The sequence below is a fragment of the Oribacterium sp. oral taxon 078 str. F0263 genome, assembly GCF_000469565.1.
GTDB lineage: Bacteria > Bacillota > Clostridia > Lachnospirales > Lachnospiraceae > Oribacterium.
Genome location: NZ_KI273084.1, coordinates 123,461 through 137,013, shown reverse-complemented (window position 1 = coordinate 137,013; position 13,553 = coordinate 123,461). Strand labels below are relative to the sequence as shown.

The following is a 13,553-nucleotide window of genomic DNA, read 5'->3' as shown; positions in this document are numbered from 1 at the left end:
AAATGTTGGACCAGAACAGAATAATGCTGCAAGGGAAACAAGAAGAGGTAATGGCTCTGCCTGCGAAAGGACATATAGTTGTGCTGGGTACTGCTGGGAGCGGAAAGACAACCATGGCTTTACAGCGTGCCCATTTGCTTGCTAATATACCAAATGGCGGGCGGGTATTGCTTGTCACCTTTAACAGAGCTTTAGTCAAATATATGTGCGAACTGAATCCCTCACGGAACTCAAAGTTGGTAGTGGAGAATTATCATAAATTCGCTCGTGGCTATCTGAGCAGCAGAGGTAAAATTCCTACACGTAATGGAATATTAAGTCCGGAAGAAAAAGTTCATTATATCGAGCAGGCTGTAGAAGCTTTGCGGGAAAAGTATCCGTATGTATCAACCTTTCATCGCTCTAAAGGATTCTTTGCTGACGAAATAACTTTTATCGAGAAATTTGGCTTTGCGGATCTTGCCTCATATACTAATGCCGAGCGCATTGGGAGATTTTCTGCTAATATCAAACGCGAGAATCGCAAGTGGGTTTTCTATGCTTATCAGAAATACATAGAGCTTCGCAAAGAATCAGGTAGTGCATATGACTGGGATGATTTGGCGCTCTATGTTTATAAATATTTGCAGGAAGATGACAGTGAACGGAGATATGCCCACATCATTATTGATGAGGGGCAGGACTTTTCACCAATGATGATTAGGTCGCTGGTTGAGTCCGTTGCGGATGGTGGATCGTTCACTTTCTTTGGTGATGTGGCGCAGCAGATATATGGAAGCCGTTTATCATGGCGTGATTCGGGCATTAATACAGATAAGATTTGGAGATTCGATATAAATTACCGTAATCCCGGGACCATTATTGCCTTTGCGAAGGACATTATCAAGAGTGAGTATTGGAAACAAGACGAAGATATGGTTGATTCCAGTATGCAAATTGCCGAAGGCCCAAAACCTATTCTTGTAAGATTTTCAAGTAGATCGCAAGAGATATCCTGGGTGGTTGAACGGGCGGCTTCCTTTGGTGAAACCACATCTGTGGTTATTATTTGTCGAAATAGGGCCGATATCCATTTGTTTATGCGTGGACTGAAAAATAAGGGGTGTAATGCAATAGAAATCAATAAGGATACGCCAGGCTATGCCTATAATAAAACTGTTTACCTGTCAACGTTTCATTCGGCAAAGGGTTTAGAGTTTGACAACGTAATTGTTCCATTTTTATCGGAAGATAAGTTTCCAGATCCTGAGACGGTCGCTAATGCGACGGTTGAAGAGGCTTATGCCAATGAAATAAAACTAATTTATGTAGCAGTTACGCGATCTAAATTTGGCTTATACATGTCATACAGTGGTATACTCACGCCGCTTTTTCCGAAGAATTCGGATAATTATGTTTTTTTTGAAGAGGAGGATGCTATATGAGTGCGTATGATATTCTAAAGACTCGTGGTGTTACTCGCTTATGTCATTTTACGAGACTCCAGAATCTGACGCATATCATGTCTTCTGAAAAAGGTTTGCTGGCAAGCAGTTCAATTCGTTATGATACGAAAAATGTCACTGACGAGAAACGCTATGATAATGAGGGGAAATCGGTGTGTTGCACCATACAGTATCCAAATTCATGGTTTTTGCAAAAGGCCATGCGGGAGAATACCGACAAGATATTTGAGGATTGGGTTGTTCTGTACATAGATTTGAGTATATTAAATTGCAGAGAGGCAAAATTTTGTCCGTGTAATGCAAGTAAGGGTAAAGGGGCATATATTAACAGTGATATGGGAGAAATTGAGTCGATTTTTTCTGTTTCTGTGCCGACATTTTCATATCCGAGGCCTCCGAAGATGCTTGCTTCGTGTCCGACAGATGGTCAGGCAGAGATTTTGATAAGGGATAATATCCCACGCGAATATATTAGTGGTATTGCCGCTCATAATGAAGAGGTTGCTAAGCGAGTAAAGGCAATGTTGAAAATTTACGGCGTTGAACAAATAGAGATTTATATTGCTCCAGACGTGTTCACCAAAAATTGGAGTGCCATGATTAAGAATGGCTGTAAGCCGGATGAAACGAGGTGTGCCTGGCTAGAGGAGGAATAACTAATGCCAACGATACCAACCCAAATTGAAAAATGCAGGGGAGCCATGCTTGCAACGGCTATAGGTGATGCTCTAGGCTGGCCTAATGAGCCGCAGTCCAAGAATCAGATAAAGAGGCAGAAAGTCAAAAATTTCTTTATTGAATGGACACGTAGATGCAAGGAACCTTGCTGGCATAATGAAGAGATTCTCCCTGGGGAATACAGTGATGATACACAGATGACGTTATCTGTGGCACGAAGCATTATCGCTGGTGATTGGGAGAGATTTTTTGCTGAGAAGGAGCTTCCCTTTTGGCTGAGATATGAGCGTGGCGGTGGTGGCTCTTTATTAAAAGCGGCTCGATCGATTAGCAACAAAAAAGTATTGCTCTGGCGTTCAGACTTTACGAAAGGATATTTCAATGCTGGGGGAAATGGCGCGGCAATGCGTATTCTGCCCCACGTTATTGCCGGCGCAAATAAAGCTGATGTTTCAGCTCTGATGGTAGATGTTATAAAGGATACTATTATCACTCATGGTCATCCAAGAGCCTTTTTGGGTGCTACTTGTTATGCTTATGCTTTAAACTATCTGTTGCGAAAAGACACCATGCTCGAATACGGCGAATTGGTGTCTGCTGTTATTGACGGACAGCAATCTTGGAGTACTTATCCTAAGTCAGGTGATTTTGGTGATTGGCTTAATGTTGTCAATCAATATAGCGGCTTTAATTATATCGAAGAATGGGAGAATGTTAGAACTCATATGCTTCGACAGCTTGAATTTATTAGAGCCTCTTTAAATAAAGGGCTAATGCTGGATGATTTTAAAATGCTGACAGAATTAGGCTGTTTTAGTAGTGTGCGCGGGGCGGGTGATGTGACGGTATTAGCTTCGCTTTATCTGGCATCAAAGTATGCTGCAAACCCTGTACTTGGGATAAGAATTCCAGCTTTTTCATTTAATGCGGATACAGATACGATTGCTTCAATAACTGGTGGATTACTTGGAATGCTGTGCGGAACTAACTGGATTCCGGCTGAGTGGAGGGTTGTACAGGATTTTGACTGTCTTATTCGGATGACAGAACTTCTGCTTTCTGATGATAAAAAGGCAGCGACTCGGGCGGAGATGTCAAACCACAAAGGACAAGAAAATGGTTGGAGATCTTCACCGATTGGAAAGATCAGATTTCTTGACTTGAGAGAATATTCTGTAAAATGCGGTACTATTTTAATTGAAAGATGGCAAACGGATTTGGGGCAAACAATTTATATGAAAAAATTCCAGCCCCTTGAAACTCGCACTCTTCTGAATCGAGGAAGTGAAAATAAATGTCTTAATATGCGGTCAGGGAATATGGTTTCTAAGATTAAGCAACAGTCTACTTTAAAGCAAATAGCGGAAATCGACTTCTTACAGAAATCGAGGGAGGTAAAAAACCATGAGCGTCAATTTACACTGAAGGCTTCGACGATTAAAGAATTGCTCGACAAGCCTGAATTCAAGGGGAATATTACAGTTGGTAAGACGTTTAAGATAATTCAGGCATTTATCGAAAATGATGAAACTATAATTGATATAGCGAAGCGCTTTGATGTGAATGAGAAGATGGTCGAGCTTCTGAAAATGTGTATAAAATGAACAGCGACAGGAAATAAATCTATGGATAAAAGGGGAGGACATATAGAACTCAAGCGGAAGCGTATAGAATCTGATGCAAATGAACAGTTTTTAGCACTGGACATGATCTGGAACTTGAATTTGCCGTGCAGAAAGGGGGGACTTTAAAATGAATGTCATCGGTTTTCATAATCCGGAGGAGGAAAATGGATTTCTGAGCAACTGGTATCTTTCTGCCTTCCGGGCAGATGATATTGACTTTAGCTCTCTGGAGCAATTCATGATGTATCGGAAAGCGGTCTGTTTCCGGGACGAGGCGGCGGCTGCCAAAATTCTGGGGACGGATGATCCAGCGAAGATTAAGGCGTTCGGGCGCCTTGTGACCGGATATGATGGGCATATCTGGAATGGAATCCGGCAGCTGATCGTATATGAGGGATTGTTGGCAAAGTTTTCACAGAATGAGAGCTTGAAACGGAATTTGCTGAATACCGGAGATGCTCTTCTTGCAGAGTGCGCAGCCAAAGACTGCATTTGGGGGATAGGGCTGTCCATGACAGATCCTAGACGTTTTGATCCGACACAGTGGCGGGGACAGAATTTGCTCGGATATACGCTTATGATGACACGATCTAAGCTTGCAGCGTCGATGAACTGAGGAATCGGTACGATTTTGGAACAAAAATTGACTTTAACTTGGGAACAGCGGAAGCTAGGGGATGTTTTTGATTTTTTACAAAATAATACGCTATCGAGGGCGGATTTGGTCTTTGAAACCGGCGTTGCAAAGAATATCCACTATGGAGATGTTCTGATCAAGTTTGATGAATACCTGGATGCTTCAAAATCGGAGTTACCTTACATTCCATCACAGCAAATAGTGGATAAATTTAAGACTTCTCTGTTGCAAGATGGCGATGTGATTATGGCTGATACTGCTGAGGATGATGCAGTTGGAAAATGCACAGAAATAGCGGGATTACAAGATTTCCCGACTATTTCCGGGCTGCATACCATTCCTTTTCGACCAAAGCAAAAGTTCGCCCGAGGATACCTTGGTTATTATATGAATTCGGGCTCATACCACGATCAGCTTTTGCCTTTGATGCAGGGGATCAAAGTTACATCTGTTTCAAGGAGTGCAATCCTGAATACGGACATTTCATTTCCTGCTGACAGTAGTGAACAGACCGAGATCGGTAGATTTTTCATCCATCTCGACCACCTCATTACCCTTCATCAGCGTAAGCTAAAGAAGCTTCAAAACATTAGGATATCTGCAAGGGTAAGGGTTTTGGGCGGGGCATAATCGGTAAAGGGCAGGGACAGGCTTTTCGGCGGGGAGCAGCGTGCGAATTGCGTTGTAAAACAGGGCCTTCCGGCAGGGAAGCGGGGAGGGCCGAGGGGGATAAGAAGAGCAGAGGCTTAAGAAGCCGGATCGAGGAGCTTTATAATGATTGGGTTTGATAAAGAGGCGGATTTTGAGAAGGCATTGATCGCTGCACTGCAAAGCAGGGGCTGGGAGAAGAGGGTTTTGCAGAGGCCGACGGAGCAGCAGCTCATCGAGAATTGGGCGGATATCCTGTTTGAGAATAACCGGGACATCGACCGCCTGAATCATTGTCCGCTCGTCCCGGAGGAGATGGAGGAGCTGCTGGAGCAGATCAAGAGACTTAGGACTCCGCTTGCGTTAAATGGATTTATCAATGGGAAGACCGTAGCGATCACCCGGAAGAATCCGAAGGACAGTCTTCACTACGGGAAGGAAGTCAGTCTGAAGATCTATGATCGGATGGAAATCGCAGCGGGGCAGAGCCGCTATCAGATCGCAGAGCAGCCGATTTTTTCGCGCCGCGAGAAGCTGCTCCAGGATCGGAGAGGGGACTTGATGCTTCTCATCAACGGGATGCCGGTCTTTCACATAGAACTTAAGAAGAGCGGCATTCCGGTCTCGGAGGCGTGCAATCAGATTCAGAAGTATGCGCACGAGGGGATTTTCAGCGGAATTTTTTCGCTGGTTCAGGTCTTTGTCGCGATGAACCCGGAGGAGACTCTGTATTTTGCGAATCCCGGCCCGGACGGGAAATTCAATCCGGATTTCTTCTTCCACTGGGCTGATTTCAATAATGAGCCGATCAATGATTGGCGGAGGATCGCTGCGGATCTTCTCTCCATCCCCATGGCACATAAGCTGATCGGATTCTATACGGTGGCGGATGACTCCGATGGTGTGCTGAAGGTGATGCGGAGCTACCAGTACTATGCGGCGAGCAGGATCTCGGACCGGGTCTCTCGGAATGACTGGACAGAGGGGAAGCAGCTCGGCGGTTATGTCTGGCACACGACGGGGTCTGGGAAGACGATGAGCTCGTTTAAATCGGCTCAGCTGATCGCGAATTCCAGGGATGCGGATAAGGTGGTGTTCCTGATGGATCGGATCGAGCTCGGCACGCAGTCCTTAAAGGAGTACCGCGCATTTGCGGATGATGCGGACGATATCCAGGAGACGGAGGACACGATCGCCCTGATCGGCAAGCTGAAAAGCGCGGACCCCAGGAATACCTTGATCGTCTCTTCCATCCAGAAGATGAGCAGGATCCGGGAGGATGCCGCGGGGAAGATGCGGTCGAGCGATCTGGAGAGCATGAAGTCCAAGAGGATCGTCTTCATCGTCGATGAATGCCACAGATCCACCTTCGGGGAGATGCTCAGCACGATCAAGGATACCTTTCCGAATGCTCTCTTCTTCGGCTTTACCGGGACGCCGGTCTTCGATGAAAATGTGAGGGCGCTCAGCACGACAGCGGATGTGTTCGGGGATGAGCTGCATCGCTACAGCATCGCGGACGGCATCCGGGACGGAAATGTCCTGGGCTTCGATCCCTCCATGGTGATGGTCTATAAGGATAAGGAGCTTCGCCGGACCGTCGCGCTTTTGGAGGCGGGGGCGGCCTCAGAGGAGGAGGCGCTCGCGGATCCGAAGAGGAGCGAACGCTATTATCATTTTCTGTCGGAGCAGAAGATTCCGATGGCCGGAAGATGGGGGAAGGACGGGAAGTACCAGAAGGGGATTGAGGATTATGTTCCGACGGCACAGTATGAGACCGATTCGTATCAGGAGGCTGTCGTCAGCGATATCCTGGAGAACTGGCAGTGCATGAGCCGGAACGGGAAATTTCATGCGATCTTTGCGGTGAGCTCGATTCCGGAGGCGATCCGCTACTATAAGAAATTCCGGGAGAAAAGTTCGGCTCTTAAGATCACGGGGCTCTTCGATTCCAGTATCGACAATGCGGGCGGACAGAGCTCTCTCGAGAAGGAGGACGGGCTGAAGGAGATGCTTTCGGATTACAATGCCATGTTCGGGCAGAGCTTCGATATCGGAGGCTATGCCGGCTTTAAAAAGGATGTGGCGGCGAGACTCTCCCATAAAAAGCCCTATGAGCGAATCGGAGCGGAGCAGCAGCTGAATCTTCTGATCGTTGTGAATCAGATGCTGACAGGCTTTGATTCGAAGTGGATCAATACGCTGTATATGGACAAGGTCCTGCGGTATCAGAATCTGATTCAGGCATTTTCCAGGACGAACCGCCTCTTTAATATCAATGAGAAACCCTTCGGCTCGATCCGCTGCTACCGCATGCCGCACAGCATGAAGCGGAATATCGAGGATGCGGTAAAGCTGTATTCCGGGGACAGGCCTATGGGGCTTTTCGCGGATCATCTGCCGGAGCATGTCGAGCATATGAACCTTAGCTCTAAGGAGATGCTGGAGCTGTTCCGGGCTTCCGGGATCCCGGAGCTGGACCGCCTGCCGGAGGAGGAAGCCGAAAGGGCGAAGTTTGCGAAGCTGTTCCGGGAATTTTCCACCTATCTCCAGGCGGCGCAGATCCAGGGCTTTCGCTGGGACAAGAGGCTGTATGAGAGGACGGAGGAGGGAGAAGGGGAAAAGGATTTTGTGGAGCTTTTCCCGACGGAGGAGATGTATGTGATTTTTCTGCAGCGCTATAAGGAGCTTCGCTCTTCCGACGGCTCCGGAGAGGGAGGCGGGGATCTGAGCTTTCCGATCGATCCGTATCTCACAGAGCAAAGCACCGGCGTGATCGATTATAATTATATGAATTCCCGTTTCGAGAAATGGAAAAAGGAGCTGGACCAGCCGGGGATATCCCCGGAGGCTTTGGAGGAGACGCTTACGGAGCTCCACAAGTCCTTCGCGTTTTTGTCTCAGGAGGATCAGCGCTATGCCAGTCTGTTTCTGCACGATGTTCAGACCGGAGATGTGGAATTGCAGGACGGAATGAGTCTTTCCGATTATATCTCGAAGTACAGGGGCGATGCCAGGAGAGAGGAAGTGGATCGGCTTCACAGATACCTTGGGGTGGAGGAAAAGCTGGTATATGATCTTTTGGATGCCAATGTCACAGAAGACAATATCAATGAGTATGGCCGCTTCGATGCTCTGAAGGGAACGGTGATCAGGGAGAAGGCGCAGGAGTATTTTACGGGGCTTGACGGGAAGGCAATGCCGGCCTTTCGCATTAAGCAAAGGGTGAACGCTCTTTTGACGGATTTTATCCTCTCGGGCGGAAAGGAGATTCCGAGTCCGGGGGACAGAGAGAAAGAGAATGGAAAAAGCGGAGGCAGGGAAGAGGAAGGAGAGTGATCGTTTCGAGGACGGCCCTTCATCGGTATGAGAACCGGGAGGTTTGATATGCTGGATGAAATGAAAACGACGGATTTATTTACAAGCTACTACGCGCAGTGGATCCGGGTCTATAAGGACGGAGCGATCCGGGACGTGACGCTTGCCAAGTACAGGATGACGCAGGCGTGGGTAGAGAAGCTGATTCCGGGCCGGAAGCTGTGCGAGATGACGAGGATTACGTATCAGCAGCTGATCAATGATTATGCGAGGAGTCATGAGCGTCAGACGACCATGGACTTTCACCATCAGCTGAAGGGAGCGATCCTGGATGCCGTGGATGAGGGACTGATCGAGCGGGATCCGACCAGAAAGGTGATCATCAAGGGGAAGACACCGTCCCGGAAGAAGATCAAGTATCTGAATCAGTTCGAGCTTCACAGTCTGCTGTCCGATCTTCACTTGGGGAAAGAGGCCGACTGGGATTATTTTATTCTCCTCATCGCAAAGACCGGGATGCGCTTTTCCGAAGCGCTGGCGCTCACGCCGAAGGACTTCGACTTCTCCCATCAGACGCTTTCCATCAGCAAGACGTGGAACTACAAGGACGGCGGCGGATTTATGCCTACAAAGAACAAGTCATCCGTCCGGAAGATCCGGATCGACTGGCAGACGGTCATGCAGTTTGCGGAGCTCACGAAGAAGCTGCCGCCGGGAGAGCCGATCTTTGTGAGGAGGGACGGTGGAGGAGGCTATGAGGCGATCTACAATTCCACGGTAAACGGAATCCTGGATCGGCATTGCAAAAGGCTGAGGATTCCCGTGATTTCCGTACATGGCCTTCGGCACACGCATGCCTCGCTCCTTCTCTTTGCCGGAGTGTCCATCGGAAGCGTGGCGAGGAGGCTGGGGCACGCCAGCATGACGACGACACAGAAGACCTATCTCCACATTATTCAGGAGCTGGAAAATCAGGACGTCGATCTGGTGATGCGCTCGCTCGCGAATCTGATGTGAGCCTTCCGAAGATGCCGGGCCTGGAAGATCGGAACCTTGCCAATGGAGGAATGCGTTTTGCTCTTAAGGTTTTTATGATAGGGCGGATGTCATGTTTGCTTCGTGGATCTTATCCGGGAGAAGGAATGATTTGATCTGAGAGCGAAACTGCGGGCCGAAACCCGCAGCTTGCAGAGCTTATCTCTGTGAAAAAGTAAAAGATGTGTCATGTAATCTACTGGTGAAGGGAGCTTCGATTTTGATCGCTCCTCTAAGAGCCCTCGCTGTCTCAAGGAGCTGTACCGGAATCATAAACCAGGCGTCCCTCGTTGGCTGACTTATCTACAGGAAGCAGGCGCTTATGTGCCAGCCCAAAGGGCAAGGACAAGGAGGGGGAAAGAAAACCCGCGCCTTTAGACGCGGGCCAATATTGGGGCGTACAGTTTCTGTTCGAAGCATCTGTTTTACGGTCGGCAGCGATTTCATCTGACACGGCATTCTCTTTTCCATTATTCCATCATTTGGGACAGAGCGTCGTAAACAATGGGCAGAGTCGTTATCCCGCAAGCGTCCAGATAGTGCCCGCCCGTTTCGGTCTCATAAAAAACCGCGCCGAATCGTTTGGTAAATGTGCGGCTGAACTCGTGGGGGACAATCGGATCGTCCATGGCGGAGACAACGGCTCTGTTCGGAATTATCTCTGAAAGCAGTTTATAGTCCGGCATTTCGGCTGTGAACTCATCGAGGAATGAAAAACCCGGAATCGGCTGATCGAATCCGGAGACGAGAACGACGCCGCCGATCGGGACGGAGGCTTTCTGCAAATATCGCAGTGTTGTAATGCAGCCCAGACTGTGGGCGACAAAATAAGTGTCTCGTGTTACGTTTGTGAGACGCTTCGAGAGAAACGAAATCCATGTCCCGAAGTCCGGCTGCGCCGGTGTCGGCATATCGATGGACTCGACGGAAATGCCCTTGTCCATAAGCAGCTTGTTCAGCCATGGAAACCAGTGTCTTTCGGAGGATGCGTCAAATCCATGAATGATATATACGTTCTTATTCTGTGTCTGATTGCTCATTTTCTTCTCCTTCTCCTTCGCAGTATATCCTGCAAAACCGCCTGATTTATCTTACTGCTCGTCGGAGTCCGGAACAAGCAGGCACTTTTTAGTGAGTGCCGGATCAGCGCTTTGCAGCATGCTCTTTTCCCCAATCACACATTACATTGATGATAGGGACGAACGTTTTCCCCCTGTCGGACAGAGTGTATTCGACTTTTGGGGGGAGCTGCGGATATTCCGTGCGTATAATCATGCCGTCTTTTTCGAGCTCCTTTAGCTGCGAGCTCAGCATTTTGTGCGTGATCGGAGCCAGATTTCGTTTCAGCGCGCCATATCGTAAAATGGAATCACAGGAAAGCTCATAGAGGATGCGCATCTTCCACTTTCCGCCGATGATTGCCAGGGTTGATAAAAAGGGGGCCTCTTTGCTGCGGCAGATATTTTGAATCATGGATTTCTTTCCTTTTGGAGAGTATCTCACAAATTAGTGAGTACTGTATGGAACGGCATAGGGTTATTATAATGATGCTGAGAGAAATGGCAAGATTCAGGAGAGAATCATCTATGAGCAATCTTTTTTCATCCTATCAGATCAAAAGTGTGAAGTTTAAAAATAGAATTGTCATGGCGCCGATGGTGCGGTTCGGATTCCCCTGCCGTGACGGGATTATGGGAGATGAGCTTATCCGTGAATACCTCGGGTACTGCGATCAGGAGATCGGACTTCTCATTAGCCAGTCTCTGAGCATATCCCCATCGGATGATCCGAGAGCGCGCTCTGCCGGAACGTCCGGCGGGGCAGGGGCATATTCAAAGCGGCATATCCCATATCTTCGGCTGATTGCAGACCGCTGTCATGTGTGCGGAAGCAGATTCTTTGCACAGCGTGGGAAAGGAGGATATGATTTTTCGGCACCCGGTTCCAAAGATGTCAACACGCCTACGACAGCAGATTTGGAACGAATACGAGATGATTTTATCCATGCCGCGTATCTTTGTTTCTGTGCGGGAGCAGATGGGGTTGAACTGCATGGCGCACATGGCTTTTTCTTGAATATGATGACCTCTTCTAAGTCGAATCGGCGCAGCGATAAATACGGAGGGGATCTATATGGTCGGATGAGACTTGTCCGGGAGATCGCGGACGGTATTCGGAAATTTGCCGATGACCGTTTCATCCTGTCCTATCGAATGGGATGGACACATTCACCGGAGGAGGATATCGCGGCGGCGCAGGCGCTCGAGAATATTGGAATTGAAATGCTGCACGTCTCGCACGGGATACCGGAGACACGGGTTTTTCATCTGCCTGCCGATTATGTATATAGCAGCATTGTATACGCAGGCTCTTCGATCCGGCCGCACGTACACATTCCCGTCATTACCGTTTGGGGGATTGATACACTCGCGAGAGGAGATGTCCTTGTCCGAGATGCTCTCTGTGATTTTGCTGCCTATGGCCGGGCGTTTCTCGCGGATCCGTCATTCGTTCTGCGATCGGCGGAGAACATGAATTATCGCCCCTGCCTTGGCTGTAAAAGCTGTCGATGGTTTACCGATGGCAGGAAATGCCCCGCACGCATTATGCGAAAAAAGAGAGAGTGTGCCGGTTGAGTATGAATCTAAAAGAGAGGGCTTTCTGTGCATAAGGCCGTGCGCCAGCGTAAAGTTTTTGTAGGATAGCTCAGACAATAAAATAGGGAACGACCATTTGATCTGACAGAAAAACTACGGGCTTCGGCCCGCAGCTTGCAGAGCTTATCTCTTTGCACCATTATCGCAGTAAATCAAAAATACTGCGATAATGGTGTTGATATTCAGGCCTTTGATATTTGTGATACGGAAATTGGATATCGGGAACTGGATATTACTCCTGCCGATGCACTGATGGACTCCATACAAGCAGCTATTTGCATTTGTTCCAGAGGAAAATCAAACGAGGATGATTTTCCGTGCTACCTGAGAGGGACGAGGGATATTTCACAGCATATATATGTACAGGGATTCAGCATGGAAAGGGCAGCGTTAATGGCTCCGCAGGTTATTTACCTCGCATCATGTCTTCTCGCAGGTTCGGCGTATACTCGCGTTAATGATCCACAGCCATACCAAAAAGAAAAGCTTATACAACCGGATATGCTGATAATGAAGTCTTTAAGGCGAGGAAGTTCTATCGGTTATGCATATCTTGTCAAAGCAGACAGATTATTAACCGATTACAGGAAGTGAGCAAGATGGGAAATGTTCTTACCGTATTTTGCTTCTCAATCAAGAAGAAATGAGCGAGTAACAGAAACGGAGCAGCCGGGTCGTCCCTATTCTCCGTGATGATTGCGGCAGCCCTCATCGCCATGCCTGTGTCCGCAGCTATGCTCCTCTCCGTGATGCTGCCCACAGCTATGTTCTTCCCCGCGATGTTGCCCGCAGCTGTGCTCTTCCCCGTGGTGATGCCCGCAGCTGTGGCCTTCTCCGTGGGCGTGGCCGTGCTGACTGCACTTGACGTTTGGATCATACTGAAGTGTTCCCTCCGCCAGAGCTCTGGCCGCGGCGTCCGCAGAACCGGAGACTCCGCCGTAGAGCCGGATGCCAGCCTCCGCCAATGCGTTTTGCGCCCCCATTCCGATACCGCCGCAGATCAGAGAATCTACCTGAGCGGCTTTCAGAAAAGCGGCCAGCGCTCCGTGTCCGCTGCCGTTGGTATCTGCGATCTGCTCGGAAATTATTTTTCCGTCCTCCGCGTCATAAAACTTAAACTGCTCGCTGTGGCCGAAATGCTGGAAGATTTCTCCATTTTCGTAAGTGACTGCGATTCTCATGCTTTTCTTTCCTTTCCGGATGATGTTTTCCGTTCCCCGACTGTTGAGTCGATAATTGCCGCCGCGGATCAGCAGGCGTTTTCCGTCTACCAGCGCTTCCGCTATCTTCCGGCGTGCGCAGTTATAGATGGCGGTGACAGTGGTGCGGGCCACTCCCATCTGGCCGGCACATTGCTCCTGCGTCATTCCCTCGCGGTCGAGAAGACGAATCGTTTCAAACTCGTCCAGGCTCATTATGACCGGTTCCTCCTCTGTATCCTCCTCGGGGGAGAACTCCCAGCAGTCCGGATAGGCGCCGATCCATCTGCAGCGCTGTTTTCTCGGCATGG

General features: G+C 48.7%; 12 protein-coding genes. 9 read left to right on the top strand and 3 right to left on the bottom strand.

The genetic code is table 11. The annotated features are described in order from the left end of the window. Positions 1-2: 2 nt before the first annotated feature. The 7 genes from HMPREF1986_RS01670 (at position 3) to HMPREF1986_RS01640 (ending at position 9,368) form a co-directional block, all read left to right on the top strand. A complete protein-coding gene (locus HMPREF1986_RS01670; protein WP_021772991.1) occupies positions 3-1,424 on the top strand; it encodes a 3'-5' exonuclease in 1,422 nt (473 codons plus the stop codon). Then, a complete protein-coding gene (locus HMPREF1986_RS01665; RefSeq protein WP_021772990.1) occupies positions 1,421-2,101 on the top strand; it encodes a DUF4433 domain-containing protein in 681 nt (226 codons plus the stop codon). The genes HMPREF1986_RS01670 and HMPREF1986_RS01665 overlap by 4 nt, the downstream gene beginning before the upstream one ends. A 3-nt stretch (positions 2,102-2,104) precedes the next feature. Continuing rightward, a complete protein-coding gene (locus HMPREF1986_RS01660) occupies positions 2,105-3,727 on the top strand; it encodes an ADP-ribosylglycohydrolase family protein (RefSeq protein WP_036598756.1) in 1,623 nt (540 codons plus the stop codon). Positions 3,728-3,875: 148 nt separating this feature from the next. Continuing rightward, positions 3,876-4,364, top strand: a complete 489-nt coding sequence (locus HMPREF1986_RS01655) for an NADAR family protein (RefSeq protein ID WP_021772987.1) — start codon at positions 3,876-3,878, stop codon at positions 4,362-4,364. A gap of 15 nt (positions 4,365-4,379) precedes the next feature. After that, positions 4,380-5,015, top strand: a complete 636-nt coding sequence (locus HMPREF1986_RS01650) for a restriction endonuclease subunit S (RefSeq protein WP_021772986.1) — start codon at positions 4,380-4,382, stop codon at positions 5,013-5,015. Between the two features lie 144 nt (positions 5,016-5,159). Beyond that, positions 5,160-8,372, top strand: a complete 3,213-nt coding sequence (locus HMPREF1986_RS01645; RefSeq protein WP_021772985.1) for a type I restriction endonuclease subunit R, EcoR124 family — start codon at positions 5,160-5,162, stop codon at positions 8,370-8,372. Between the two features lie 48 nt (positions 8,373-8,420). Continuing rightward, positions 8,421-9,368: a site-specific integrase gene (locus tag HMPREF1986_RS01640; RefSeq protein ID WP_036598754.1), complete on the top strand. Its 948-nt coding sequence runs from the start codon at positions 8,421-8,423 to the stop codon at positions 9,366-9,368. A gap of 488 nt (positions 9,369-9,856) precedes the next feature. On the opposite strand, the gene HMPREF1986_RS01635 is transcribed toward HMPREF1986_RS01640, so the two are convergent. Beyond that, positions 9,857-10,426: an RBBP9/YdeN family alpha/beta hydrolase gene (locus tag HMPREF1986_RS01635; protein ID WP_021772982.1), complete on the bottom strand. Its 570-nt coding sequence runs from the start codon at positions 10,424-10,426 to the stop codon at positions 9,857-9,859. A gap of 103 nt (positions 10,427-10,529) precedes the next feature. Continuing rightward, positions 10,530-10,859, bottom strand: a complete 330-nt coding sequence (locus tag HMPREF1986_RS01630; RefSeq protein ID WP_021772981.1) for a winged helix-turn-helix transcriptional regulator — start codon at positions 10,857-10,859, stop codon at positions 10,530-10,532. Between the two features lie 113 nt (positions 10,860-10,972). Between HMPREF1986_RS01630 and HMPREF1986_RS01625 the strand changes: the two genes are divergently transcribed. Both HMPREF1986_RS01625 and HMPREF1986_RS12760 read left to right on the top strand, forming a co-directional pair. Next, positions 10,973-12,022 (top strand): oxidoreductase, encoded by a 1,050-nt coding sequence (locus HMPREF1986_RS01625; RefSeq protein ID WP_036598751.1) that lies wholly within the window; start codon positions 10,973-10,975, stop codon positions 12,020-12,022. Positions 12,023-12,157: 135 nt separating this feature from the next. Then, positions 12,158-12,637: a hypothetical protein gene (locus HMPREF1986_RS12760; protein WP_021772979.1), complete on the top strand. Its 480-nt coding sequence runs from the start codon at positions 12,158-12,160 to the stop codon at positions 12,635-12,637. Positions 12,638-12,723: 86 nt separating this feature from the next. Here HMPREF1986_RS12760 and HMPREF1986_RS01620 read toward each other — a convergent pair whose 3' ends face one another. Next, entirely contained in the window at positions 12,724-13,551 is an 828-nt protein-coding gene (locus tag HMPREF1986_RS01620; RefSeq protein ID WP_021772978.1) for a DUF134 domain-containing protein, read from the bottom strand. Positions 13,552-13,553: the final 2 nt, after the last annotated feature.